This window comes from Sphingobium limneticum, assembly GCF_008710155.1.
Lineage (GTDB): Bacteria > Pseudomonadota > Alphaproteobacteria > Sphingomonadales > Sphingomonadaceae > Sphingobium > Sphingobium limneticum.
On the sequence record NZ_VYPZ01000016.1, the window covers coordinates 53,858 to 77,687 of the forward strand.

Annotated in this window: 27 protein-coding genes and 1 pseudogene; 3 read left to right on the plus strand and 25 right to left on the minus strand. The window is 63.5% G+C overall.

From position 1 onward, the window contains the following. Positions 1–2: 2 nt before the first annotated feature. From trbJ to F4U94_RS16885, 8 genes are all read right to left on the minus strand, one after another. Positions 3–746, minus strand: a complete 744-nt coding sequence (gene trbJ, locus F4U94_RS16850; RefSeq protein ID WP_150412031.1) for a P-type conjugative transfer protein TrbJ — start codon at positions 744–746, stop codon at positions 3–5. Continuing rightward, a complete protein-coding gene (gene trbE, locus F4U94_RS16855; RefSeq protein ID WP_150412032.1) occupies positions 743–3,178 on the minus strand; it encodes a conjugal transfer protein TrbE in 2,436 nt (811 codons plus the stop codon). The genes trbJ and trbE overlap by 4 nt, the downstream gene beginning before the upstream one ends. A gap of 8 nt (positions 3,179–3,186) precedes the next feature. Then, the gene (locus tag F4U94_RS16860) at positions 3,187–3,459 is read right to left on the minus strand and encodes a VirB3 family type IV secretion system protein (protein WP_011157784.1); all 273 of its coding nucleotides are present in this window, start codon (positions 3,457–3,459) and stop codon (positions 3,187–3,189) included. Beyond that, positions 3,459–3,770: a TrbC/VirB2 family type IV secretion system protein gene (locus F4U94_RS16865; RefSeq protein WP_234803422.1), complete on the minus strand. Its 312-nt coding sequence runs from the start codon at positions 3,768–3,770 to the stop codon at positions 3,459–3,461. The genes F4U94_RS16860 and F4U94_RS16865 overlap by 1 nt, the downstream gene beginning before the upstream one ends. A 2-nt stretch (positions 3,771–3,772) precedes the next feature. Then, positions 3,773–4,708, minus strand: coding sequence for a P-type conjugative transfer ATPase TrbB (trbB, locus tag F4U94_RS16870; protein ID WP_211363309.1), 936 nt, complete (start codon positions 4,706–4,708; stop codon positions 3,773–3,775). Positions 4,709–4,892: 184 nt separating this feature from the next. Further along, entirely contained in the window at positions 4,893–5,276 is a 384-nt protein-coding gene (locus F4U94_RS16875) for a CopG family transcriptional regulator (RefSeq protein ID WP_249042073.1), read from the minus strand. A gap of 56 nt (positions 5,277–5,332) precedes the next feature. After that, complete coding sequence (locus tag F4U94_RS16880; protein WP_150412035.1) at positions 5,333–7,336, minus strand: conjugal transfer protein TraG; 2,004 nt, start codon at positions 7,334–7,336, stop codon at positions 5,333–5,335. Positions 7,337–7,446: 110 nt separating this feature from the next. Beyond that, entirely contained in the window at positions 7,447–8,859 is a 1,413-nt protein-coding gene (locus F4U94_RS16885; RefSeq protein WP_428842953.1) for a relaxase/mobilization nuclease domain-containing protein, read from the minus strand. Between F4U94_RS16885 and F4U94_RS25455 the strand changes: the two genes are divergently transcribed. Beyond that, positions 8,788–8,988: a hypothetical protein gene (locus tag F4U94_RS25455; protein ID WP_346266171.1), complete on the plus strand. Its 201-nt coding sequence runs from the start codon at positions 8,788–8,790 to the stop codon at positions 8,986–8,988. The two genes, F4U94_RS16885 and F4U94_RS25455, sit on opposite strands and share 72 nt — an antisense overlap. Before the next feature lie 247 nt (positions 8,989–9,235). Here F4U94_RS25455 and F4U94_RS16890 read toward each other — a convergent pair whose 3' ends face one another. From F4U94_RS16890 to F4U94_RS16935, 11 genes are all read right to left on the minus strand, one after another. Beyond that, positions 9,236–9,451, minus strand: a complete 216-nt coding sequence (locus F4U94_RS16890; RefSeq protein ID WP_150412037.1) for a hypothetical protein — start codon at positions 9,449–9,451, stop codon at positions 9,236–9,238. An 18-nt stretch (positions 9,452–9,469) separates the two neighbouring features. After that, a complete protein-coding gene (locus F4U94_RS16895; RefSeq protein ID WP_150412038.1) occupies positions 9,470–10,312 on the minus strand; it encodes a lytic transglycosylase domain-containing protein in 843 nt (280 codons plus the stop codon). Then, positions 10,309–10,743 (minus strand): S26 family signal peptidase, encoded by a 435-nt coding sequence (locus tag F4U94_RS16900; protein WP_428842950.1) that lies wholly within the window; start codon positions 10,741–10,743, stop codon positions 10,309–10,311. Before F4U94_RS16900 ends, F4U94_RS16895 begins: the two co-directional genes overlap by 4 nt. 83 nt (positions 10,744–10,826) lie before the next feature. Further along, entirely contained in the window at positions 10,827–11,300 is a 474-nt protein-coding gene (locus tag F4U94_RS16905) for a DUF2840 domain-containing protein (protein WP_150412040.1), read from the minus strand. Further along, complete coding sequence (locus F4U94_RS16910) at positions 11,297–11,542, minus strand: ribbon-helix-helix protein (RefSeq protein ID WP_150412041.1); 246 nt, start codon at positions 11,540–11,542, stop codon at positions 11,297–11,299. The genes F4U94_RS16905 and F4U94_RS16910 overlap by 4 nt, the downstream gene beginning before the upstream one ends. Next, complete coding sequence (gene parA / locus F4U94_RS16915) at positions 11,539–12,177, minus strand: ParA family partition ATPase (protein WP_150412042.1); 639 nt, start codon at positions 12,175–12,177, stop codon at positions 11,539–11,541. The genes F4U94_RS16910 and parA overlap by 4 nt, the downstream gene beginning before the upstream one ends. 202 nt (positions 12,178–12,379) lie before the next feature. Next, positions 12,380–13,282, minus strand: coding sequence for a replication initiator protein A (locus F4U94_RS16920; protein WP_069321284.1), 903 nt, complete (start codon positions 13,280–13,282; stop codon positions 12,380–12,382). Next, positions 13,279–13,557, minus strand: a complete 279-nt coding sequence (locus F4U94_RS25025; RefSeq protein WP_150412043.1) for a helix-turn-helix transcriptional regulator — start codon at positions 13,555–13,557, stop codon at positions 13,279–13,281. Before F4U94_RS25025 ends, F4U94_RS16920 begins: the two co-directional genes overlap by 4 nt. Positions 13,558–13,712: 155 nt before the next feature. Continuing rightward, a complete protein-coding gene (locus F4U94_RS16930; protein ID WP_150412044.1) occupies positions 13,713–14,273 on the minus strand; it encodes a DUF2285 domain-containing protein in 561 nt (186 codons plus the stop codon). Continuing rightward, the gene (locus tag F4U94_RS25565) at positions 14,218–14,460 is read right to left on the minus strand and encodes a transcriptional regulator domain-containing protein (RefSeq protein ID WP_428842951.1); all 243 of its coding nucleotides are present in this window, start codon (positions 14,458–14,460) and stop codon (positions 14,218–14,220) included. Before F4U94_RS25565 ends, F4U94_RS16930 begins: the two co-directional genes overlap by 56 nt. A 158-nt stretch (positions 14,461–14,618) precedes the next feature. Next, complete coding sequence (locus tag F4U94_RS16935; RefSeq protein ID WP_150412045.1) at positions 14,619–14,879, minus strand: DNA -binding domain-containing protein; 261 nt, start codon at positions 14,877–14,879, stop codon at positions 14,619–14,621. 193 nt (positions 14,880–15,072) lie between these two features. On the opposite strand from F4U94_RS16935, the gene F4U94_RS16940 reads away from it, so the two are divergent. Beyond that, positions 15,073–15,318, plus strand: coding sequence for a helix-turn-helix domain-containing protein (locus F4U94_RS16940; RefSeq protein WP_150412046.1), 246 nt, complete (start codon positions 15,073–15,075; stop codon positions 15,316–15,318). Between the two features lie 67 nt (positions 15,319–15,385). Here the strand turns inward: F4U94_RS16940 and F4U94_RS16945 are convergent, their stop codons facing one another. The 3 genes from F4U94_RS16945 to F4U94_RS24430 form a co-directional block, all read right to left on the minus strand. Further along, a complete protein-coding gene (locus tag F4U94_RS16945) occupies positions 15,386–15,709 on the minus strand; it encodes a DUF736 domain-containing protein (RefSeq protein WP_069321281.1) in 324 nt (107 codons plus the stop codon). 627 nt (positions 15,710–16,336) lie between these two features. After that, positions 16,337–16,789, minus strand: coding sequence for a hypothetical protein (locus F4U94_RS16955; RefSeq protein ID WP_211363310.1), 453 nt, complete (start codon positions 16,787–16,789; stop codon positions 16,337–16,339). A 126-nt stretch (positions 16,790–16,915) separates the two neighbouring features. After that, the gene (locus F4U94_RS24430; RefSeq protein ID WP_170271952.1) at positions 16,916–17,077 is read right to left on the minus strand and encodes a hypothetical protein; all 162 of its coding nucleotides are present in this window, start codon (positions 17,075–17,077) and stop codon (positions 16,916–16,918) included. 328 nt (positions 17,078–17,405) lie between these two features. Here F4U94_RS24430 and F4U94_RS16960 point away from each other — a divergent pair, with 328 nt between their 5' ends. Further along, complete coding sequence (locus F4U94_RS16960; protein WP_150412048.1) at positions 17,406–19,586, plus strand: hypothetical protein; 2,181 nt, start codon at positions 17,406–17,408, stop codon at positions 19,584–19,586. Positions 19,587–19,590: 4 nt separating this feature from the next. On the opposite strand, the gene F4U94_RS16965 is transcribed toward F4U94_RS16960, so the two are convergent. From F4U94_RS16965 to F4U94_RS16975, 3 genes and pseudogenes are all read right to left on the minus strand, one after another. Continuing rightward, positions 19,591–20,517, minus strand: a complete 927-nt coding sequence (locus F4U94_RS16965) for a DUF2493 domain-containing protein (protein WP_150412049.1) — start codon at positions 20,515–20,517, stop codon at positions 19,591–19,593. 329 nt (positions 20,518–20,846) lie between these two features. Continuing rightward, the gene (locus F4U94_RS16970; RefSeq protein ID WP_037530065.1) at positions 20,847–21,884 is read right to left on the minus strand and encodes a DUF7146 domain-containing protein; all 1,038 of its coding nucleotides are present in this window, start codon (positions 21,882–21,884) and stop codon (positions 20,847–20,849) included. A gap of 13 nt (positions 21,885–21,897) precedes the next feature. Then, positions 21,898–23,778: pseudogene (locus F4U94_RS16975) on the minus strand (strawberry notch C-terminal domain-containing protein); the annotation flags it as partial. Between the last annotated feature and the right edge of the window lie 52 nt (positions 23,779–23,830).

Genomic DNA, 23,830 nt, shown 5'->3' on the forward strand with positions numbered 1-23,830 from the left:
GCTCAGCGATCGTGGAACATGGTGACCTCGGTGGGCTGGTAGCCCTGACCCGGAGTCAGAAAACGGCGAAGCTGCTCGCGACCTTGGTCCGCAGCCGCCGCGCGCTGCGCCGCTTCGAGGTTTTGCGCACGCCCCTGCGCCGCGACGGCGGCAGTCAGATCGGACAGTTGCTGGGCCTGGAGCGCCAGAATCTGATTGCCGGCTTGGGTCGCCTGCAGTGCGCCGGTGGCGGACTGGCTGGAACCTACCAATGCCGCCATCTGCGTGCGGTTGGTTTCGATATTGCCCACAACGCCAGCCTGAACACGCATCGCATCCTGAAGTGCGCTGACCGATGTCTGCCAACGCTGGCGGGCCGATGCGAAGAGCGCCTGATCGGAACTGGAGGCGCTGGCTGGCGCGTAGCTGGTCTGGAAGGCGCGATCGATCTGCTGCACGTCATAGGCAATGCTCTGCGCCTGCCCCAGCAGTTGCTGGGTCCTAGCGACCGACTGCTGGAGTTCTTGCAACGAGGAATAGGGCAGGCTCGCCAGATTGCGGGCCTGATTGATGAGGCTTTGCGCCTCGTTTTGCAGCGAGGTGATCTGGTTGGTGACCTGCTGGAGCGAGCGCGCGGCCTGCAGGACGTTTTGGGTATAGTTGGTCGGGTCCCAGACAGTGATCTGGGCCTGAGATGGCATCGGCAGCGTGGCCAATGTCAGGGCGGCGAGACCGGCAGTCCATGCCGGACGGAATTGGAGCTTCATGGCAGTTTCTCCTCTTGTGGGGTGATGATGAGATCGGTCGCCCAAGCGACGCCGCGGGCCTCAAGCCAGGCCTTGGCAAAGCCGGTCGGGCCATGTTCGGCCATCAGCCGAGCAATGAGGATTTGATCGCCCTTGCTGGAGGCCGCTGTGAAGGCGAGCGCCACCTCGCCCAGACCCAGCTCGAACAGACGATTTCCGCGGCGTGACTGGCAGTAATAGTCACGCTTCGGGGTGGCGCGGCTGAGGATCTCGATCTGACGATCGTTGAGTCCGAAGCGTTCGTAGATTGTCGCGATCTGGGGCTCGAGCGCGCGCTCGTTAGGCAGGAAGAGCCGCGTCGGGCAGCTTTCGATAATGGCCGGCGCAATCGCCGAACCGTCGATGTCGGCGAGCGATTGGGTGGCGAAAATCACGCTCGCGTTCTTTTTCCGCAGCGTCTTCAGCCATTCGCGGAGCTGGCTGGCAAAGCCTTCGTCATCGAGGGCAAGCCAGCCTTCGTCGACGATCATCAGCGTCGGACGACCATCCAGACGATGTTCGATCCGGTGAAAAAGGTAGGCAAGCACGGCTGCGGCGGCGCCCGTGCCGATCAGGCCTTCGGTTTCGAAGGCGAGCACGTCGGCTGACCCGACACGCTCGGTCTCGGCATCGAGTAGACGACCCCAAGGCCCGCCGACGCAATAGGGCTTGAGCGCTTGTTTAAGCGCCTGGCTCTGGAGCAAGACCGATAGGCCCGTGAGGGTGCGTTCGGACTTGGGGGCCGACGCCAGATTGTTGAGCGCCGACCAGACATGCTCCTTTACGTCGGGCGTAATGTCGATCTTCTCGCGGGCCAGGATGGCGGCAACCCACTCGGCCGCCCATGCGCGTTCTTCTTCCGCATCGATCCCGGCCAGCGGCTGCAAGGCGACCGGTTCGCTCGCGTCTTCGGCGAGTGAGCCGCCAAGGTCGTGCCAGTCACCACTCATCGCCAGCGCGGCTGCCCGGATTGAGCCGCCGAAGTCGAAGGCAAAGATCTGCGACCGGGCATAGCGGCGAAACTGGAGCGCCATCAGCGCCAGTAGCACCGACTTGCCGGCGCCCGTTGGGCCGACAACCAGGGTGTGGCCGACGTCGCCTACGTGGAGCGAAAAGCGGAATGGCGTCGATCCTTCGGTCTTGGCCAGAAAGAGTGGCGGAGCATCAAAATGCTCGTCGCATTTCGGTCCAGCCCAGACTGCGGAGAACGGCATCATATGCGCGAGGTTCAGGGTCGAGACCGGCGGCTGGCGGACATTGGCATAAACGTGCCCCGGCAGGCTGCCGAGCCAGGCCTCGACGGCGTTGACGCGCTCGACCATGCAGGTGAAGTCGCGGCCCTGGATCACCTTTTCGACGAGCCTCAGCCGCTCATCGGCGATGCGAGGGTCATCGTCCCAGATGGTCACGGTTGCGGTGACATAGGCCGCTCCCACCAGATCAGAGCCGAGTTCCTGAAGCGCCATGTCGGCGTCCGCGGCCTTGTTGGCGGCGTCGCTGTCCATGAGGGCTGAGGCCTCGTTCGTCATGATCTCCTTGAGCATCGCCGCGATGGATTTGCGCTTGGCGAACCATTGGCGGCGAATGCGGCCCAGGACCTTCGCGGCGTCGGTCTTGTCGAGGCAGATCGCCCGGGTGACCCACCGATAATCGAAGGCAAGGCGGTTGAGGTCGTCTAGCAGGCCCGGCCAGGTTTGTGACGGAAAGCCCATGATGGTCAGCGTGCGCAGGTGAGCCTTACCCAGGCGAGGTTCTAGCCCGCCAGTGAGCACTTGATCGGCCAGGATGGCGTCGAGGTGCATGGGGGTTTCAGGCACGCGGACTTGATGCCGGTGGGTCGAGACCGTGGCGTGCAGATAGGTCAGGGTCTCAATGTCGCTGAGCCACGCGGTTTCGGGCATGAACCCGTCAACGAGGTTGAGGACGCGGTCGGTGCGATCGATGAAGGTGGCGAGTTGCTCGTGACCGTTGACACCGGATTGCTCGCGGCCCTCGTACAGCCAGGCCTCGGCGCGGGCGGCGTCCTCGGCCGGCGGCAACCAGACCAGTGACAGGAAATAGGACGATTCATAGTGCGCGCCGGCTTCGTCGAACTGCGCTCTGCGCTCGAAATCGACGAGATTGGAGACGCCGTCCGGAAACGTGCCAGGCGGATAGGCACTGGCCGGATGGCGCTGCGCCTCGACGAAGATCGCCCATCCGGAGCCAAGACGCCGCAAGGCATTATTGAGCCGTGAGGTCGTGGAGACCAACTCGGCGGGTGTTGCGCTATCGAGATCCGGACCGCGGAACCGGGCAGTGCGCTGAAAGCTGCCGTCCTTGTTGAGGATGACGCCTTCGGCAACCAATGCCGCCCACGGCAGAAAATCGGAGAGAGCTTGGGATTTCCCGCGATACTCGGAGAGATTCAGCACGATCGGTCTCACGCGCCGAAATGGGTCGGGTAGCGAAGGTGGCGGCGCACCACGTCGACGAAGGCGGGGTCGCGCCGCGCTGCCCATACGGCGGCCATGTGCCCGACGAGCCAGATCAGCAGGCCAGCCAGCCAAAGGCGCAACCCCAGCCCCAGAGCTGCGGCGAGCGTGCCATTGATGATGGCCAGCGAACGCGGAGCCCCACCGAGAAGGATCGGTTCGGTCAGGCTGCGCCGAACCGGGGCATAGAAGCCGACGGCGGGTTCATCTGCGCCAAGCATCAGACCAGCGCCCCACCGCCGAACGAGAAGAAGGACAGGAAAAACGAGCTGGCCGCGAAGGCGATCGAAAGCCCGAAGACGATCTGGACCATCTTGCGAGCACCGCCCGAGGTGTCGCCAAAAGCGAGCGTGAGCCCGGTGACGATGATGATCATCACCGCGATGATTTTGGCGACCGGTCCCTGAATCGACTCCAGGATCGACTGGAGCGGCGCCTCCCACGGCATGTTGGAGCCGGCGGCGTAGGCAGGTGCGGTTGTGATCGCGAGCAGCGCGAAGGTTGCTGCGCCGGTCAAGCAGCGACGGAACATGGTCATGGCAGGTCTCCTGGCGAAGGTTGGAGGTGGTGGATGAGCCGGTAGTCGCCCTCCGGGGTCAGCCCTTCGACGCGCATGAGCTCGGCGAGCCGGCGGGAGGTGCCACGGCCAGAGAGAACAGCGATCAGGTCAATGGTCTCGGCGATCAGCGCGCGCGGCACTGTGATCACCGCTTCCTGGATGAGCTGTTCGAGACGCCGCAGAGCGCCAAGCGCGGAGCCGGCGTGTAAGGTGCCGACACCGCCGGGGTGGCCTGTGCCCCACGCTTTGATCAGGTCGAGCGCTTCGCCGCCGCGCACCTCACCAATCGGGATCCGGTCAGGACGCAGGCGCAGCGCCGAGCGAACCAGGTCGGTCAAGCTCGCTGCGCCGTCCTTGGTCCGTAGCGCGACCAGATTTGGCGCCGCGCACTGCAATTCGCGGGTGTCTTCGATAAGCACCACCCGGTCGCCGGTTCTGGCGACCTCGGCGAGCAAGGCGTTGACGAGTGTCGTTTTGCCGGTGGACGTACCGCCAACCACCAAGATGTTCTTGCGGGCGTAAACGCCAGCGCGGAGGCTCTCGGCCTGCTCAGCGGTCATGATCCCCGCCTCGACATAATCGGTCAGGGTGAAGACGGCGACGGCGGGCTTACGGATGGCGAAGCTGGGCGCGGCGACGACGGGAGGCAGCAGGCCCTCAAAGCGCTCGCCGGTTTCGGGGAGTTCGGCGGAGACCCGCGGGTTGCCGCCATGGACCTCGGCTCCGACGTGGTGTGCCACCAGCCTGACGATGCGCTCGCCGTCTGCCGCGTTGATGCGCGCGCCGGTATCCTCCAAGCCGCCCGCGAGCCGGTCGATCCACAGACGGCCATCAGGGTTGAGCATGACTTCGACGACGCCCGGGTCATCGAGATACCCGGCGATGTCGGCGCCCAGCGCGGTCCGCAACATCCGTGCGCCGCGTGCGAAACTCTCGGACCGGAAAGCAACTGTGGTCACGAACGTCGTCCCGTTTTCGCGTCTCGCCGGAGGCGAGACAGTCAACGGGTCGAGCAAGAAGCGGCGATATCGTACTGATTCAATAGGCTTGAGGGCGTAGTAGGGCTGTAGCGTACAATGGCAGGGAAACGGCGGTTCACTCCTCGTCGGGATCTGCGCTCGTGGTTGCCGGAACGTCCTGAACGATCTCGTCGGCGAAGCTGCGCCCCTTGGCGAGGCGTCGCCCCAGGGTTTCAACAAAGCCCTCGAAGCGTTCGCGGCCCTTTGCCTGAGCTGCCGCTTGGGCTGAGTCGGGGAGCGGCGGCACGGCCGTCAGCCAGAAGCGCACAAAAAGAGCCAATGTTTCGTTGCTGATCATGATGTGGCGCTCAAGCCGGTCGATCTGGCGGGTCATGCGATCGAGCCGTCTCGCCAGCGCCGCCTCCAGGCGGTCGGCGCCGTCTGGTGATAGGTGGGATGACAATGCGGCTTGCACCACGTCGCCCTGGGCGACCCGCCGACGCCGGGCATAGTCAGCCAAATCCCGGCTCAGCTCAGCGGGAAGGCGGAATGTCTGTTTGATTCTGGGAGGCGGCTTCACAATACGATCCCATCATCAGGATCGAGAGAAGCCTGGCGCGCCATGCCACGCATTCGCGCCTGCAGCGTCTGAGCGCGAAGGGCGTTGTCGTCAGGTTCGTCGTCCAGGGCGTCGAACTCGCGCACGGGCAGCGGTGTCTCCGGCGCTATTGCCTCATGCGCGGGAATTTCCGGCTCCCGCCGGATTCCGGCATTGGCAGAATCGTCGGCGTCGCCATCGATGGCATCATCCCCTGAGGTCCTTGCCGCGGTCGGCGCAAATGGCAGCGGCGCCAGCGCGCTCCAATCATCGCTCTGCGCGCCAACCTCCTCGCGCTGGGTCGGTTCGGTGGGAGGAGGCAGTAGTCGCGCCTTGAGTTGGCGGTCCTCATAGTAGCGCGCCTTCGTCGCCCGGACCGGGAAGAGTCCTGAAACGAGCACGATCGCATCGCTCGGCGGGAGCTGCATGATTTCGCCCGGGGTGAGCAGCGGCCGCGCTGTTTCCTGACGCGAAACCATCAAATGGCCGAGCCAGGGCGACAGACGATGGCCGGCATAGTTGCGGGCATCGCGGATCTCGGTCGCGGTTCCCAAGGCATCGCTTACACGTTTGGCGGTGCGCTCGTCGTTGGTCGCGAAACTCACTCGCACATGGCAGTTGTCGAGGATCGCATTGTTCGGCCCGTAAGCCTTTTCGATCTGGTTGAGACTTTGAGCGATAAGGAAGCTGCGGATGCCGTAGCCAGCCATGAAGGCAAGCGCCGACTCGAAAAAGTCCAGGCGACCGAGCGCGGGGAACTCGTCGAGCATCAACAGCAGGCGGTGGCGCCGTCCCTTGGCGGCAAGGTCCTCGGTCAGGCGTCGCCCGACCTGATTAAGGATCAGCCGGATCAGGGGCTTGGTTCGCGAGATGTCGGATGGCGGGACAATCAGATAGAGCGTGACCGGGTCTCGCCGATCAACAAGATCAGAAATCCGCCAATCGCATCGGCGCGTCACGCGCGCGACGACAGGGTCGCGGTAGAGGCCGAGGAACGACATCGCGGTCGACAGCACGCCCGATCGCTCGTTTTCGCTTTTGTTCAACAATTCGCGCGCGGCCGACGCAACGACGGGATGAACGCCGTCATCGCCGAGATGCGGAGTCGTCATCATGGCGCGCAGCGTCGTATCGATGGGACGCCTGGGATCCGAAAGGAAGTTGGCAACGCCCGCCAACGTCTTGTCGGCTTCGGCATAGAGGACGTGCAGGATCGCGCCGACGAGCAAGGCGTGACTGGTTTTCTCCCAGTGATTGCGTTTTTCGAGTGCGCCCTCGGGATCGACCAGAATATCTGCGATGTTCTGCACGTCGCGCACTTCGGAGGGGCCGCGGCGGACTTCGAGCAGAGGGTTATATGCATCCGAGCTGATATCGGTGGGGTCGAAGCGCAGGACGTGGCTGAACCGGTTGCGCCACCCCGCCGTCAGTCCGAAATTTTCGCCCTTGATGTCGTGAACAATACAGGCGCCCGGCCAGGTAAGCAGGGTCGGGATGACGAGGCCGACCCCCTTACCGGACCGCGTCGGCGCAAAACACAGCACATGCTCGGGACCATCATGGCGCAGATACCGCTGGTGAAAGCGGCCGAGAATGACGCCATCGTCGCCAAGCAATTTGGCGGTTCGTAATTCGCCAGGCGTCGCCCAGCGCGCCGACCCGTAGGTCGTGACATTCTTCGCCTCACGGGCACGCCATACAGACATGCCGACCGCGACGGCGGTCGACGCAAATCCGCCTGCGGAGGCGATGACAGCGCCCTGATAAAAGATCTTGGGGGCGTAGGCGTCGAAGAAATACCACCACCAGAAGAATGCGGGCGGCGCGTAGATCGGATGCCCCATAAGGACAAGCCATGGTCGTCCCAGTTCGGGCTGATAACCCAACTGCCATGCGGTCCATTGCGTGGCCCCCCAGACCGAAGCCAGCACAATGAGGGCGACAATCAGAACCTGGCCCCAGAGGATTTTGGTCGCGGACATAAGGAAACTCCCGCAGCGCAGGCGCTGACGGTGGGGTGCGCGTCTTGCTTTGCAAGGGCATTGTCAGTCGCGTCGTAGGATCGGCTAGGCTGTCGTGCAGAACGGTGGGGTCAGCCGATGCCGAGCCCTCGCTTGCGACCCATCGACCAATCGACGCCCCCGCCAGGAAGCATCACGCCTGTGACTTGGCGGCCGAGATGCTGATCGAGGGCAGGTTTCCAGGGCACGAGCTCAAAGCCCAGGCCGTTGTCGATCATGGCGAAGCGGCCTGAGGCGAGGTTGACGCGCTGGCGGTAGAGGCCGGCGACATGATTGCCCGGCTCCGAGGGCCGATAGGGAAGGCCGGTCTCGCTTGCCAGATGACCTGAGGCATTGGCCAGCTCGCTTTGTCTCAGCGTATCAATGAGGTCGCGTGCGAAGACCGCGCCTTGGCGGCGTCGATTGGCCAAACCCACTGCGGCAAGTGTGTCTGTGCGCTGATCGAGCGCCTCGCGAACTTCGGCGCCGAACCCTGTGCTGGCGACTGGCGACGGATCTCGGCCGACGAGATGACGATCGAGCCAGGTCGCACCGGTGGCGGACACCTGTTCGGCCAGATCGAAATCCGATCGCACCGAGAGGGTGAGACGCTGCTGATTGTCCGCGCCGGTGAAGGGACGCACCTCCACGATTGCACCGATCTTGGCATCACCTGTGGCTTCGATGCTCGGTAGCCGGACATGATGGGTTCGGCCATCGATCCCATCGATGACGACATAGCCGGTTCCTGCCAGTTCATCCTGGAGGCCGCGATCGACGAGGCGGCCGAGGACGTTCGGCGAGCCCTCGCCGTGAATTGCGAAGTCGGCGACGCCGCGCGATTGACCTTGCCGATTGAGCGCCCGATGCATCGTTTTGATGATGTCTCCGCGTTCGCCTAACGCCCGCAGAGTCGTCTCGGCGTCGGGTGCGATGGTCCATTGCGCGGGGCCAATCTGATCGGTGATGCCGAGGCGCTGCAGATGCTGGGCACGGCCGACCAACAGATCGTGCAGGTCTTTGTCGCCGTGAGCGTGCCCACCAGGACGGAGATCGATGACGCCGCCGGTGTCGTCCGCATAGTCGCGCAAGGTTCGATCCAGGCGGGTCCACCGCTCCGCACTGACCTCACGCCGCAGGGTCACGCTGACCTCTTGGTCGCTTCGCGGCCCAAGCTCCAGTGACACGAGCCGCTCAGCCTGACCCCGCAGACCGCGACTGATATAGTCCCGGCTGATAACGAGGTCGGCGCCATCCTGATCACGCCCACGGACCAAGAGATGGACGTGAGGGTTGTCGGTGTTGTGATGTGTGACCGCGACCCAATCGAGCCTGGTTGCCAGATCTGCTTCGGCCTGCGCCATGAGGTCGCGCGTGAATTCTCGGAGGTCGCTCATCTGCGCCGCGTCCTCGGGTGAGACGATGAACCGAAAATGGTGGCGATCCTCTTCGCACCGATCGGCAAAGGCTCGGCCATCAGCATGGTCGCTTGCGCGATCGAACAGTTGACCGGGACGACCCTCTCGGTTTGTCCCGTCGCGTTGAAGGTAGGTCAGGTGAGTGGAAAGCGGGGCGGCGCGAAAGTGACTGCCACGGTGACGTGCGACGCGCGTCTTGATGAGCACCCGGCGTGAGGGACTGCGTAGCGCCGCACGCGCGGTCGCAGCGCGGCCACGACCGAACGAAGATTGCCGGACGCTGACGCTGGAAAACCGTCGTCCGCCATGTCCGGCCCGGCTGGCCGCTCGCATGACTTTGGCCACGAAGCTTTTGGCTTTGCCCCCAGGTGTTCCGCCGTCACGGCTTCGACCGGGCCGGATACGCAGGTCGTCGTCGCCCCGCTTCATCGGTTCATGTCCTGCGACAAGCGCTTGCTGGCGTCTAAGCGAATGAAATGAAATCGAAAATCTCGAGAATGTCTGGCAGGGTATCGGCGGGTGCCAGACAAAAATATCCAAGAATACCAACCGCATAGACCCAAGCCGCAGGCAGGGCTTTTATCTTGCCCTCTGCTCTGTTTCCGACAGTTTTTACGCCGACCAACCTGCCCATCACCGCCGACAGTACGCCATTGCCGCCGATGGCTGCCCGGGACACGATTTCGCAGGGGGTGCTTCATTGCGCGGACCGGGCCTCGTTGCGCGCAACGAAAAGGGGGCTTTCGGCCGGGAGGAGCGACCGACGGGAAGGCGCTGGCGAAGACGACGTCTGTGCAACCCCGGTGGCGACAGATGGATCGTCTCGAAACATCGGCGGTGCATTGGCAGTGGTAGGCGATGGCGCTTGGTCACGCCCCACGCGCGTTGGATTGGCGACGAGAATTTCGAGAATTCGATTTGCGTCGCTGGGCGCAGACTGCGCGACCGAAACACCATTGGCGCGCACGAACAATGGGGCCTCGAAGGGGGAAGGTGGGCGCCTGGCAGCAGGTTCGCTGGCGCTATCGACGGCGGCGAATCCGAGCGCCGGGGCCAGCCTCGACAGATAATTGACGGTCTCTGAAGGTAGGGGACGGCTTCCGTCGAGGTGGCCTTCCCAGCGCCCTGGCCCAGCATTGTAGGCCGCCAAAAAGCCGGGCGCTCCGTAGCGATCGTACATCTGGCGCAGATAGGCCGTGCCCGCGAGAATGTTGTTGCGGACGTCGAAAGGGTCCATGCCAATCCCGAGTTGCCGGCGCAATTCGGCGTAGGTCGCGGGCATGACTTGCATTAGCCCGATCGCGCCGGCGCGCGATACCGCGCGGCGATCGCCATTGCTTTCAACGCGCATGACGGCGCGGATCCAAGCTTCGGGAATGCCGAACCGCCGGGAGGCTTCGTCGATGGCCGTCGCTATCGGATCTCCCGCATTCTGTGCTGCTACCGGCTCCTTCGCGGGCGTTGCGTTAGCGCCGACTGTCACGCTCAAGAGCAGCGCGACCGTCGTCAAACCGAGTCGGCTGGCGCGAGGGAATGTCATGATTGCCGATCCTCCGCGGTCCAGAGCGGTCGAGCGACCCCGAGGATGGCACTGGCAGGAAGTGGCCCGAAGTACCGACCGTCCAGCGATCCGCTGCTGTCAGGATTGAGCAGAAAAACCTGATCGGCGGCGAGTGTTTGGCAGCCGCGCCAGACGGGCAGCCGGCGACCCCGCCGATCCCGACTGAGGGCCTCACCCATCATGACGCCGTCGACGGTGATGGTGCGATCACGCCGGCAGACGCGTTGCCCTGGAAGGGCCGCGACATGCTTGAGAAGCGGCACCCCTTCAGGCAGATAGCCGCCCTCCGACAGAAATCGCGCGAGTGGTTCTGGCGGATGGACGACGGCGATATCCATGCGCTCGGGTGAGCGGCGCGGATCAACCGCATACAGGCCGATCGGCACGCTTGCGCTGGCATTCCAGATCACGCGCGGGAGCGGGTGGATGACGGTGGTTATGGCAAGAATGCCGATCGCCGCCGTCGCTGCGGCGAGAGGTTTCCATGGCAATTTCATCGGTTCAGACTCCGCCGTGAAAGCCAGGCCGCGTGCCGTCGAACCGAGTAGGGACGCGGCTCCTCGGCAGCGGCAAGGCGGTTGTGGATGTGTCGCCAGTGGTCCGGACAGGCGTCGGCGGGCTGCACGCCAAGCGCCTCGACCTGATCGATCAGTTGCAGGACGCGCTCGACTTTGGCCCAACCGTTTGCGCGCAGCAGAACCTCACCCCCTGGCGCGACGCCGGGGATGGTCGTGTAGGCTTCGTTCGCATGGCAGGCGCGCAGAATATCGATGCGGGAGACGAGGGTTCCGTGGTCCCCGGCGGCCCACCGGATGAAGGCGAACACGCTGTCGGGCCTGAACCAAAAGGCCCGACGCCGACGATCGAGAATCTCTTCGTCCGCGACATGGCCGAAGCGGATCCAGCGCTCGATCTTGCCCTCAAGATGGAGCAGTTCAACGCGTGTTCTGAGGACGGTATCGGTCATCCGGGCGAACTTTCGTCGTTCGGAAATTCGCGATCGAGCAGCGCGCGCAACATATCGGCGACGGTTTGGCCGTTCCGAAAGGCGATAATCTTGAGTCGGCCGCGCATCGCCGGCGTCACGTCGATGGTGAGGCGCGCCGTATGGCTGTCACGCAGCCCGGATGACGGTCGATCAGGCGCGCGCACCCAGGCGTCTGGGTCGCTGGGACGACGGACGAAGGCCGGCTTGCGAGGATCGGTCATTGCGCCAATCCATCGAGTTCATCGGCCAGCGCCTCGATGTCGCGTGTCGCCATTTGTCCGGTGTCGCTCTCCGACGCGAGGCGGCCGGTGCGTGCCGCGTCGGCGAATGCGACCCGCTGGCCGACACGGCTCGCGAGCATCGGCGGATCCTGGTCAGCCAGTGCCTCTGCGGTTTCGCGGGCAATGACGGTGCGCGCCGCGCAGCGATTGAGGAGCATCCGGGCGCGCAGTTCCGGTCGGAAGATACGGGCTTCGTCGAGCAGCCTGAGCATCTCGCTGGAAGCCCAGCCATCGAATGGCGAAGGCTGAGCCGGAATGAGCACCAGATCGGCTGCGAGGAGTGCGGAACGCGCGATGCCGGCGACTCGCGGTGGGCCATCAATGATCAGATGGTCGGTGTCGCGGGCAAGGTCGGGAAGCTCCTTGTGGAGTGTTTCGCGCGCAAGCCCGAGGACGCCGAAAAGTCGTGGCAGACCCTCGCGCAGCCGTTGATCTGCCCAGTCGAGCGCCGACGCTTGCGGGTCCGCATCGACGACCAGAACACGCCGGCCGCGGGCGCTCCAGGCGCCCGCCAGATGCAAGGCGAGCGTCGTCTTTCCAACGCCGCCCTTCTGGTTGAGGAAGGCGACGATCATCGCCCGCTCCGATCCGCGCGCTGCAGGCCGCGCGGAGCCGCCAACTGGGTTAGAAAGAATCCGAAGGATTCTAGGTTAGAGATGTTAAGGGCGGAGTATCGCGTTGAAATCGCAACGAATATCGGCGATTTCGGTCCTCGATAGCACGAGGCGGCGGTCCCCGATGGCACGATAGCGGCGGTCCTTGATAGCACGACGCAATTCACAGCTTATCCCCAGCGAAAGCGCCGCGCAGCCGACGTGGGATCGCAAAATCCAGCGGGTCGGTGGTGGGGACGAAGACCAGGCGATCAAAGCCATAGGGACGTTCAAGCGTCAGCTTATAACCCGGCAGGGGCTGGCGGCGGACGATGTCGCGCAGGTCATAAGCGAAGTGCTTGAGCGGGCTCAGCGAGCCGGATTTTGCGTGCAGATGGGTGAGGTCGAAACTCCAGCCGCCGGGCTGGCGCCCGCCATGCTTGCGGACGATCCGATAGAGCCAGCGCTCCAGCCCGCCGGTCAGATCGAAATAGGCCCGGTCGATCGTCAGGATCAGAGCATCGTCGAGGACGGCCGAGTAGAACCAGTCGGGCAGGATAAGTTCGACCCCGTAGGGGCGGCCTTTGCTGTCGGACGTTTCCTTCCACTCGTTGATCCAGGAGAAGCGGTGCCGACGCCGTTCACTGGGCTGGCGGATGGTTGTGGCGACCGTCGTTGCCTGAAGACGGTCGAGGCCGGCCTTCAGGCGATCATAGTCTCGCGCTGACGTGCCACGGCCCACGAAGGTCAAGATCTCATAGGGCGTCGCCGCAACCAGCCTCGATGTCCGAAAGCCGTGGTCGCGCGCTTCGACCAACTGACTGGCTGCCCAGATCAGTACATCGGCGTCCCAGATCGTAGCCATACCATGCTCGGGCACGGCCTCGACGCGGATCGCGACGGAGCCTGCCTGAAAGTCGATCGGCTTGAGCCGCTTGGATTTCGCCAGGCTGAAGAATGGGTAGGCCATCAAGTCCTGGGCATCACGCGGCGCCAGATCGCCAGGGATGGCGCGGAAAAGCTCAAGCTGGTCGCGCTCGGGCGTCGGGTGGCGACGCCCCGGCTGCGCGCTCGGTCGCGCGCTCATCGACGGTGCTCGAAGGATGTTTCTTCCGTGTGCCGTTTGGCGGGAAGGACGACGCTTCCGGTCTCGTCTGTCGTGGAAGACTTCGCGCCGCGATCAACCCAGATCTGGAGGTCCTCGACGCGATAAACCACGCGGCCGCCGATCTTGGAGTATCGCGGGCCAGTTCCGTAGGTCCGGTGCTTTTCGAGCGTGCGCCCTGAAAGGCCGAGAAAGCGCGCGGCCTCGGGTGTACGAAGGCAGCGGGGTGGTAATGTCGCGGTCGCGGATGAGGACATGATCGAACCTCCGAAAGCTTGCGGCGGCTCTGGCGAGCTGCCGACGGTCGAAGGCGAATGTGGCGAAGTAGGAAAAGGCCGAGGCGGGTCGCAAACGACGCCCCCTGTTTCCGACCCGTCAGCCGGACATTTTCGCGGCCCAGCCGGGCGCCGTGTCAGGATTTCAGGAGCTTGCGGTATCCGCCGGCTATGAGGGCCAGGCCGTCCCGGATCAGGCGGGCGGTTCGGCTGCGCAGATGATGGTCGTCGAATGCGACGCCCTCTGGCACCTGCTCCGGACCAAATATGGTCACTGCGATGTCACGGCGTGTGGCGCCGGCATGGCGGGCGTCAACGGCGCGCAGGCTCATCGCCAGACGCTCTCGGCGTGACGCTGGGAGCTCGCTTGCATAGGGAAGAGGCTGTTGGCCCGTCAGCGCACGCCATAAGCGAGCCATCGCTTCGATCCGCGTTGGGATGTTGGCATCGAGCGGAACGATCGCCATCAGCGGCGCGTCAAGCGGCAGGCCGGGCGCGAGCTTTGCCGTGCCCGAGGCCTTGGAGGCACCGATCTTTGCGTAAGCGCCATCATCGCTGGCAATATCGTGGCGCAGCGGGAGCTGCCCAGCCGTCACGTCGCCTAGCCCGGTAGTATCGGCGACGAGCTGGATCAGGCGGGGATCATAATTGGCAAGCCAATAGACTTCGGTCTCTTCCGCCGCCCGGCGAGGGTCCACCGCGAAATCGCAGGCCCCAGCGCTGTGCCATCAGGTCAGCGGCATCTGCCGAGGAGCGCATCACCGACGCATAGGCCCTTTGATACGCTGGATTGCGGCGCAGAAATTCCCAGGCCAGATCGGCCGCCGGAAGCTCCTTTGCCCGAAGATAAGGCCCAGAATCTCGCCAGTTACGCTTACTCGACATCGCGAACTCCTTGCACAGGACGCGCCACGGTTGCGCGCCGCTATAGGATTCGGGATGGCATTCTTGGGATTGAACCCCGGTGAGCTAGGCATGGTGTTCGTGAAAACCGATCACGCCAAAATGGATATTCTATCGCGTGATGGCGGGCAGCACGGACGTCAGGCTTTGGGCCAAACAAGCGATTGATACCCCTGCGCGCTGATCCACCGCGCCCGTGCCAAGTGGCTGTCGTAGATGGCACGCGCCCGCTCAAGGTCGGCGTTCGGATCGACGCCAAATATGATTTCCACCGCCTCGCGCCAATCAGCGCCGTCGTCGGCGGCATCAATCAGACGCAAATAGGTGGGCATCTGGTCACGATCATAGGCGGTGAGATCGGGAACGTCTGGGGCGAGATCTGAAATCGGCGAGTTGGCCATCACGGACGAGCGCGGCTGAGAGGGGGCTGAATCACGAGGTTAATGAAACTGCCAAGCGTTGCCGCACAAGCAGTTTTTTGCACTGCGGCACTGCTGAAAATGGGACGCGGTCGCACGCTCACAGCCTTCAAGCCAATGGTCTGTAGAGAATACTCCGTGGTGAAATACTCTACAAGCCAGTGCTGTCTCGTTCATGGAGATACGAGAGGTACTCGCGCTTAACCTGCGGAATTACCGGCAGGCTCAAGAGCTTTCCCAGGAAGAGCTCGCGCACCGTGCCGAGATCGACCGGACGTATATCAGTTCATTGGAACGGTGCGTTTATGCCGCCAGCATCGATGTGTTGGATCGGTTGGCGCATGTTTTAGGTGTCGAAGCGGCCGATCTGTTGCGTCGGCCCGACCCCGAGGCGGAACCCGCGCCGACTTCTGAGACTTAACCAGGACCGATAAAAATACGCGGTGGGGCGAGTCCCCGCCCGGGCTGGCCCGGGCGGGGTGAGAGGCTCAGTCGCCGTTGCGCTTGGCGGCGCGCGACCAGATCAGGCTGAAGGTGTCGCCCTCTTCGTCGTCGAAGAGATTGGCGTAGATCGGAGCGGTGAAGCTGGGATCATCGAGCTTGAGGCCCAGATATTCGCGGCCCTCGTTCGAGGTCTTGCTCCACGCGGCGCCGATCTCGGCACGGCCGACGTAAACCCGATGGCTCGGCGCGTTGTCGCCGCTGCGGTTCGCCTCGGGGACGATGCGGACGCCCTTGGCCTGGACGCTGAGCGTCACGATCTCGCCGCTGAACTCGTTGCCGCTCTTCTTGAAGGTGCCGATGGTCGCCATGTTAAGTCTCCTTGGATGCTATTTCGAGCACCGCGCCCATCGCGGCCTCGATGGTGATCAAGGGGCCGGAGGTGATCGACGCCGCACCCTTCAGGGCCGCAGCGCAGCGGAGGATGTCGGTCGGGAGACTTTCTTGTCCCGCGAGGAGGCCCGCCGGGCCGGGGAAGAAAGTCGGACGACAGGCGTTGCGGCTGAGGCGATCGAGGCGAAGCCGGCCTTCGGCCAGATCAGTCCATCAAGAGACCGCTTGGGTGTGTGCATTGATAGCCGATCCAACCGCAGACCTGGCGAATGTCCTTGGCTCCAAGCAAGGCAAAAACGCAGACGGCGCATTGTCGGATAGTCCAGCGTACAAAACGGCGCGCACGGCCCGATTGTCGGGGCGGCAGTATAGAAGTGAAATGCTCATGGGGGTTGTCGATCTTCGCCGAGTCGCCGTGGGAGGCTCCCTGAACGAAAGCGGCAATGGGCAGGCTCGTTTAACCGGCAACCGCACTTAATCGTCAATCTCAGACAAGAAGCGGGCCATACTCTCCAGCCCCGTTCGCGCCCGGTGCGTCATGGTGATGACCTGAGCTGCTGCACCTGCTCGGGTAGGTAGGGGCGGGGAATCATTCTGGCGAGACGTTATTGCCCTGATAGACGCGCGTCTGAAGGGGTGGCTCGAAAGCCTGCCCCGCGGGGCAAAGCAAGTCGAGCCAGGGCAGTGAGGCTGATCGCTCCAGCGCCGAAGACGGCAAAGGCTTGGCGCCATCCCTCAGCCGGGATCGCCAGCGCGGCGAGCCCGTGCGTGGCATGATAGCCCGCAATCGCGGCGGGGATCGCAAAGAGACCTGCGACAGCGACGCGGACCAACGTAGACGGGACGAGCGTAAAGACCATTTGGCCTGCGGTAAGCGTGGCGATGCCAGCTAGGAGACCGAGAAAAATTGCGCCGATTGGACCGGCACCGGTATCGGTCGTCGCGAGCCCCACGGACACAGCGGCGAACAGCGGAAGAGCGAAAACGGCGAGGTTGAACAGCAACCAACACATCGCACCCAGTACGATGATCAGCATGATGATGCCCAGAATGATCATGGCGGTGTACTCCGTTGCAAACAGGAACGGTCGCGCCTCCACCACCACCACGGCGCAGCGTAGAGTATAGCCCAAAAGTCGGCTGGGCGGGAGCGCGTTTTTGCGCTTCCGCCCAACTGGTATGGCTCACGACCAGGGGTCATATTCATGAACGACGCTGTCGGGGTCGCCGTCAAACTCGGCCGAGGGCATGACGCCGAACTCGGATCCTGCCTTGAAAAGGGTGACGCAGACCATGAGGGTCTTTGCGAGGTTCCAGGCGCTATGTTGGGCGAGAGAAAGCGACATCGTTCCGGCTCCTGTCTGGAGGCGGGGACCATCCCCGCTCGACAGGCGCCCGAAGTGTCCGGGAAACGGCCGCGGTCACCGCGCCAGGCGTTAGCCCAGCGGCCGCAAGCTCCGCTTAGCGGACCCTTTACGGGTTGATCGTGGAAGGCCGAGGCCTGGACCAAGGATGCGGCTATGAGAGCGGGGTGCTCCCCGCAGTTGGGGCCGAGAGGCGTCAGGCTGATCCAGAGGGTTTTGGACGGATGCTCCCTTTGTCGTGCGCCAGCTCACATCAGGCGATGACAGTTTTCATCCACCAACTTAGACCGGGTGGGGAAGGCAGGGATTGATGACGGCGATTACGAGAAAAAGTCCGGATGCGAGCGCAGTGCTCAATGCGGTTTCGAGTGAGGTGTTGCAGGCCTTTTTCGACGCCAAAGAGCAGTTTTTCTACTATCGACAGTTCAACAACCCATCGCGGCGGCGGGACTTCGCGCCATCGTTCGTCAGCACGATCGAGCGGTTTTTAGTCGAGTCCGCAGGGGCGCTCGACGCTCTCTACGAACTCTATGTCCGGCCGCGTCCGAAACCTGCCCACGGTTCATCGCCGCTCGCGCTCCAACAAAGCGATTGGCCCCGGTTTTCCGATTTTTTTGATCCAAAGGCGATTGCGGATCTGGCTGCGGCAAAAGCCGCTTACCGCAGGGCTGCCATGCTTCTGCACCCAGATACCGGCGGCAATGCCGCTGACATGGTCGCCCTGAATGCGGCATTTGCGGACGTCCTCGATATTCTGATGCTTAGCGAGACAGAAGCAACGCTCCAGCCCGACGGGAACATCGACCGATCAAGCCAGGACGGAACTCGCGGGGGATCGAGCTTCGCCTGCGGTCCGGTGAGCCCAGGATTCTGGCTCGGGTCAGTTCTTCAATATCCACGTTCTGCGCACGAATTTGAAATCCTTCTACGAACTGAGGCTCTTCTCGCTGCGGCCGACATTTTCGATGAGGATCGACACGCGGGCCTTGCACTGGGGCTGACGTTCAATCCCGCCTGGGCGGTCGATGCGGACGCGAGCTGGGAAGCTTTCGACAAAGCGAACGCCTGCGAGCGTCTTGCCGATATCATTCGTATCGCGGTCGAGGCGACGAAGGACGCGGCGCTTCCCAATGGGCTGCAAGGGTTGGCGGCGTTGGGGCATGTCTGGATTGAGGCGGCGATAAAAGCTTGGATTGAGCATGGGAGACTTGCGGCGCGAGAGAGTGCATCGGCCAAGAAGGTGCAGGCACTTGAAGAAAAAGCGATTGCGGAGGGCCGCTACCCTTTCATAGATGAATGGCGAGAAACGCGGCTGCGCGCCCTGTCAAATAAGCTCGACCAGCCCGGAAGCCGGGCCGATGACAGGTTCCAGCTCAACCATACCCTCCAAGCGGAGAATGCTTTCAGGCGGCAATTGATCACCGCTACCCGCTACAAGACGGCGGTGGAGAGGCTGGAGGGAAAACGCGACGCGCTGGCGGTTGCCGCTGCGGGCATTGTAGATCTCGCGGCAAGCTCTGGCTTTATGCCGCTAGAGCATGATCCCGCTGAAGCCGACAAGGCGGTCTCTGTGCGTTTTGTACCCGAGAGCATAGCCGGATCTGCCTTTGGAAATTGGAAGCTCGACTCCAAGCAAGCCTGCCGTGCTTATGGCGAGGCCTATTATCGATCCGATACGGTCGACGGAAAACTCAAGTTCGTCCGCCAACGCCTGTGGATCGTGCTCAGCTCGCTCGTAGCCAATCCCGATCGTTGGGTCGCCGACCGGATCGGTGCTGCAGCGCGCGAAGTTGCGCTGCTGGAAAAGGCGGCGCGCGCTGGACGCGAGGGGCAAGCGGGCGACCACGCGGCAGACCTCCATAGCTTCCTGACCGCGTTGATCGGCGAAACGGAGATCGATCGCGGTGCTAGGTTGCGGCTGCTCGGCCGTTTTGCGCGGGAGGACTTCCGCGACGCCTTGCCTGATGGCGTCGATCCGGTTCACGATAGCAGTCGGGCGCGCGGTCGCAGTAGTGATGGTTCGCCGTTGAGCCGCGTCATTCCGGCTCCCGAATATTATCGCGCGGCGATGCGTCCGATCGGTGAGCTCAAGATATTCAGTGCGGGAAAAGCATGGTCTGACCCTGATGCGGATGCTCGGCAGGACGGGGTCAGCTATTATTATGACCATATGCAGAAGTTGTCGAACCGCATGTTTAAAGCGGTGGAAGCAGAGCCGGCCGTCAAGAAAATCGCCAAGCTTGGACCTCTTATCCGACAGGCGATCGACCAAGACGTGCCGCTGAACGCAGCCGGCGAATGGCAACTTGGCTATTATATGGACAAGCTGACCGGCGCGATGGTGCGTGCGCGGCAGTTCGCCGAGGCGGCGACGGCTCTAGCCGAGTATTTCGCCTTGCCAGATGCCTACCGCACACGGTCCGCCGCATCGGAGGAAAAGGTGCTGCGCGCTCGCCTCGTTCGCTGTCAGCGCGACGCGGTTGGTCGTTGATCGGTCAGCCTCCTTTCCGAAAATCGAACAGCGGGATGCCGAGTTTGCGAGCTTTGTCCGCAAGATTGTCGGAAATGCCCGATCCTGGAAACACGATGACCCCGATCGGCAGGATGTCGAGGAGTTGGTCATTGCGCTTGAATGGCGCGGCTTTGGCGTGGCGGGTCCAGTCTGGTTTGAAAGCGACCTGTGCGACGTGGCGATTGTCGGCCCAGCAGGCCGCGATGCGCTCCGCCCCCTTGGGGGAGCCGCCGTGCAACAGCACCATGTCTGCGTGTTTGGCGCGGACCCGATCAAGTGCTGCCCAGACCGCCTGATGATCGTTGAAGTCGGAGCCACCCGTAAAGGCGACCTTGGCGCCGGCGGGGAGCATTACCTCGTTCTCGGCGCGCTTGCGGGCGGCAATGAAGTCGCGGCTGTCGATCATCGCCGAGGTCAGCGCCTTGCGATTGACCATTGAGCCTGAGCGCGGGCGCCAGGTTGACCGGAGGTGGGTCTCGAACTGGTCGGCTGCCTGGTCACGCATAAATTCAAAGGCATTGCGGCGTTCAATGAGCGTCATGCCTTCTGCGATCTTACGCTCCAGCTCGACGGATTTGACCTCCGAGCCGTCCTGCTCGCGCTGTCCGCGCTTTTGGGCTTGCTCGTTATCGTCGAGTTCGCGTTCGATCCGTTCGGCGGCGCGGTGGAAGAGGTTCACGGTCGCCCACAGCAGGTCGTCGAGGTCGGGTTCAAGACGTGTGTCTTGGAATGTGGAAGCGAGGGCGTCGAAGATGTCGGCGATCGCGCCACGGACGTGGCGTTCTTCGGGCAACGGCCTGGGATCGGGTTCATCCTCGAAGGGCCTGTGTCCAAAGAGTTGCAGCTCATCGAGGAGGCTGGAGGTGGGGGATTGCTCGTGCAGCGGTTCGAAATCGGGATCGGTGCTCATGGTGTCCTGCCTGTCCGTTTGCCGGCCGCGCCCATCGCGGCCTTCGCAGGCGACGAAGAGCGGGGGCGGAGCGGGCCTGCACCGCCGGTCCGAAGGACCGAGCGGCCGCAGCGCAGCGTAGGACGGCGAAGGCGGGCTATTTTGGCTCGCGATGCAAAGGTCCGCAGGACCGGCGGAAAATAGCCCGCCGCAGCCGTTGCCGACCCGAACCGCGTCCGGTCCGATCGCCCTCTCAGAAGGCCGTGGGCGCCGCGCCTCAAAGACAAGGTCAGACCGAGCGTTCCTCCTGCTTTACGGACAACAAGCGTCTTCCTGGCGATCACCATCGATCAAGGAAATCGGACAATATCGTCGGGCAGGAGCTGATCGCGGAGCTCGCGCGTGACCGCATCGCGTCCAAGCCGCTGCAGATCGTCGTTGAAGTCGCCGAGGTTGGGTTTCAGGGGAATGACTTGGATCCCCAGGGCGATCGCGCGTTCGGCCAGCGTTTCCTGCGCCCGATCACCGGCCGGATCGGCATCGTGAGCGATATAGAGCCGACGGAGCGTGGGGGGCAGGATCAACGCCGCGAGGTGGTTGGCCGACAGGGCGGCGGCCATCGGTAGGGTTGGCAGGATCTGACGAACCGAAAGCATTGTTTCGATGCCCTCACCGGCAACGAGCACATCCACAGCATGACCGAACCGCACTGCATTGCCCAACAGCTGCCCCATGGCCCGCCTGGGGGTGGAGATGTCGGCCTTGTGCGAGCCTGAAGGATCGAGCCAGGTCCGATGGGCTCCGGTGATCGTGCCGTCGAGATCGGTGACCGCTGCAATAATGGCTGGCCAGGCGTCGCGCGGGCGATCACGCGGGTCTTCGTCATCACCGCGATACCAGCAGCGAGGATGAAAGCGCAGGGGGTCGCCATGCCGCACATCCGTAATGCCGCGTCGGCGCAAATACGATTGTGCGACTGTGCCCGTGATCGGCTTCGACATCGCAAATAGGCGACGCGCCGCTTCGGGCGACCCTGTTGGGACCGGCGTGGCCGGTCGCCTGTCGGCATGAGACTCGGTTCGTGGCAGGCTGAGGAACAGGCGAGCCTCGTCCAAGGTGTCGCGCAGGCTTTGCAGATTTCGGCAGGCGGCGATCAGGTCGAGCAAATCGCCATGATCGCCCGTCGCGGCGTCGGTCCATTTGCCGGCCGCGCCGCTGCCGGTTTCGATGCCGCGCAGCCGGACATAGAGACTGCGGCCTGGGTTGTTGTTGATGTCGCCGACAAGCCAGTATCGGCCTTCGCGGCGTCCATTGGACAAATAGTGTCGGCAGACCGCCTCGGCGTTCCGCGCGAGACGGTCGGCCAGCTCAGCAGCAGGGCCGTGCATTGCCGGTCTCCGATCAGGCTGCGGCATGGCGGGTTGCCACCCGAGGGGCGATCCGTTCGATAGGGTGCCGACTGAGCAAACGCGCTGTAATCGAAGGACCGTTGCTGCCCGTCGGGATGAACAGGCGCAGCTTCCAGGCGATAATTTCGGAGGTTAAGCCGATGGCTTTCAGCCGCGCGACCATCGCGCTGGTGAAACCCACCAATTCGATCCGTTGAACGCCCATGACGAGCGAACGCCGCAGGGACATCGCATCGGTAAGGTGAAGCGTATCCCCCTTGGTCAGCACGGCGGCAAACGCATCACCTGCAGCCATGCTTACGGGCGCTTCTCCGAAGGCCTGAGCCACCCATGCTGCAGCGACCTGCCGGCCGATCACGCGCTCGCCATCGTCAGTCTGGAGCCGGTAAACCCGACATCCTTCTCCGGGAAGGCGTCGCCAGATGGGCAACAGCAGCCCGGTGACGATGTGCGAGGTGACTTCGGTAAAGGCGGGCAATTCGGCGATTTCCGCACTCCACGCGTGGGCAAAGCGCTCCGCGTCGACCGTTTCCCAAGCCGATTCTTCAAGAGCGTTTTGCGCCATGGCCATGCGCTCGACTGGGCGGAGGAGCCTTACGCGGCGCTCCACCTCGCCGTCATCGAGCGTCAGACTGGGGGCCGGAATTTGTACCGCTGCCCGCTTCGAACGGTGATTGATCAATAAGCGGCAGTCGCGGTCGGCACCGCGCTCAACCGCTTCGGCAAGTGAAATCGGCCGGGTCGGGTTTCGCTCGACGACCGTAAAGACCTGGGTCTCGGCGCCCGTCGCAGGGTGGGTATAGAGCGTGCGGCGCTCGGTGACGCGTAGCGAGTGCGCCGTGATGGTCTCTACGCCGCGATCATAGACGCCGGCGGCGACCGCGCCTTCGATCTTGGCGCGAAGCAAACCTTCGAATACCTCAAAGATCGTGCCTTGCAGGTCGATGGTCAGCGCCAGCATCCGGTTGAGGAATTGCGTGATTGGCGGCAGTTCCTCGCGCAGGGTGCCGTCGCGATCGGTCAGTTTGAGGGCCGTGGCGTCCTCGAACCGTTGCAGCGTACAGCCCGGCACCTTGCCGAGCAGGAGCAGTGTGTAGAGCTGGCGCAGTGCCGCTTTGGCATAGGCGCTTTCGAGGTTGTCTTCGGCACGGAAGAGACCCTGTCCGCCGGTCTGCCGCTGTCCTTTGGTAATCGCGCCCAACGTGTCGAGCCGCCGCGCAATGGTCGATAGAAACCGCTTTTCCGCTTTCACGTCGGTCGAGATCGGCCTGAAGATGGGCGGCTGAACCTGGTGGGTGCGATTGGTGCGCCCGAGCCCCTGAATGGCCGTGTCCGCCTTCCAGCCTGCCTCGAGCAAATAGTGAATGCGCAGCCGCCTGTTCTTGGCGCCAAGGTCGGCATGATAGCTCCGGCCCGTGCCACCCGCGTCGGAGAACACGAGGACGCGCTTGTCATCGTCCTGAAAAGCAGCGGTCTCCGCCAGGTTGGCGCTGCCCGCGCGATGTTCCACACACAGACGCCGTTCGCCGTCCGCGCCGATGCGGGCGACGACGCGGCGGGACCGTCCGGTGACTTCGGCGACCTGCTCGGTGCCGAACCGCTGGACGATCTGATCGAGGGCGCCTTGCACCGGGGCCAGTGCGCCGAGATGCTCGATGAGACGATCGCGACGTTCGAGCGCATCGCGGCATTGTACGGGCTGGCCATCCCGCATCACCGGCCGCGAGCACAGGTTACCCTCGCCATCGGTATAGGGTTCGAAGAGCTGGGTTGGGAACGAGTGCGCCAGATAGTCCAGGACATATTCTTTGCAGTCGCAGTTTATGTCGAGCGTGGCGGCAGGAGGCGCAGGTTTCCTTCGGTTTTCCATGATTTCACTCCAGATAATATATGAGGATCAGGGGAATGTCTGGGGACGGGTCAGG

Excerpts from the sequence above, each read along its gene's own strand:
- F4U94_RS25455 (WP_346266171.1), top strand. The coding sequence starts at position 8,788 with ATGGTGGCGATCCTCTTCGCACCGATCGGCAAAGGCTCGGCCATCAGC.
- F4U94_RS24430 (WP_170271952.1), bottom strand. The coding sequence starts at position 17,077 with ATGTCGCTTTCTCTCGCCCAACATAGCGCCTGGAACCTCGCAAAGACC.
- F4U94_RS25025 (WP_150412043.1), bottom strand. The coding sequence starts at position 13,557 with ATGTCCTCATCCGCGACCGCGACATTACCACCCCGCTGCCTTCGTACA.
- F4U94_RS16860 (WP_011157784.1), bottom strand. The coding sequence starts at position 3,459 with ATGCTTGGCGCAGATGAACCCGCCGTCGGCTTCTATGCCCCGGTTCGG.
- F4U94_RS16945 (WP_069321281.1), bottom strand. The coding sequence starts at position 15,709 with ATGGCGACCATCGGCACCTTCAAGAAGAGCGGCAACGAGTTCAGCGGC.
- F4U94_RS16940 (WP_150412046.1), top strand. The coding sequence starts at position 15,073 with ATGGAGATACGAGAGGTACTCGCGCTTAACCTGCGGAATTACCGGCAG.
- F4U94_RS16905 (WP_150412040.1), bottom strand. The coding sequence starts at position 11,300 with ATGACCGATACCGTCCTCAGAACACGCGTTGAACTGCTCCATCTTGAG.
- trbJ (WP_150412031.1), bottom strand. The coding sequence starts at position 746 with ATGAAGCTCCAATTCCGTCCGGCATGGACTGCCGGTCTCGCCGCCCTG.
- trbB (WP_211363309.1), bottom strand. The coding sequence starts at position 4,708 with ATGTTGCGGACCGCGCTGGGCGCCGACATCGCCGGGTATCTCGATGAC.
- F4U94_RS25565 (WP_428842951.1), bottom strand. The coding sequence starts at position 14,460 with ATGTCGAGTAAGCGTAACTGGCGAGATTCTGGGCCTTATCTTCGGGCA.
- F4U94_RS16965 (WP_150412049.1), bottom strand. The coding sequence starts at position 20,517 with ATGAGCACCGATCCCGATTTCGAACCGCTGCACGAGCAATCCCCCACC.
- F4U94_RS16895 (WP_150412038.1), bottom strand. The coding sequence starts at position 10,312 with ATGACATTCCCTCGCGCCAGCCGACTCGGTTTGACGACGGTCGCGCTG.
- F4U94_RS16910 (WP_150412041.1), bottom strand. The coding sequence starts at position 11,542 with ATGACCGATCCTCGCAAGCCGGCCTTCGTCCGTCGTCCCAGCGACCCA.
- F4U94_RS16970 (WP_037530065.1), bottom strand. The coding sequence starts at position 21,884 with ATGCACGGCCCTGCTGCTGAGCTGGCCGACCGTCTCGCGCGGAACGCC.
- F4U94_RS16865 (WP_234803422.1), bottom strand. The coding sequence starts at position 3,770 with ATGTTCCGTCGCTGCTTGACCGGCGCAGCAACCTTCGCGCTGCTCGCG.
- F4U94_RS16935 (WP_150412045.1), bottom strand. The coding sequence starts at position 14,879 with ATGGCCAACTCGCCGATTTCAGATCTCGCCCCAGACGTTCCCGATCTC.
- F4U94_RS16920 (WP_069321284.1), bottom strand. The coding sequence starts at position 13,282 with ATGAGCGCGCGACCGAGCGCGCAGCCGGGGCGTCGCCACCCGACGCCC.
- parA (WP_150412042.1), bottom strand. The coding sequence starts at position 12,177 with ATGATCGTCGCCTTCCTCAACCAGAAGGGCGGCGTTGGAAAGACGACG.
- F4U94_RS16955 (WP_211363310.1), bottom strand. The coding sequence starts at position 16,789 with ATGATCATTCTGGGCATCATCATGCTGATCATCGTACTGGGTGCGATG.
- F4U94_RS16960 (WP_150412048.1), top strand. The coding sequence starts at position 17,406 with ATGACGGCGATTACGAGAAAAAGTCCGGATGCGAGCGCAGTGCTCAAT.
- F4U94_RS16880 (WP_150412035.1), bottom strand. The coding sequence starts at position 7,336 with ATGTCCGCGACCAAAATCCTCTGGGGCCAGGTTCTGATTGTCGCCCTC.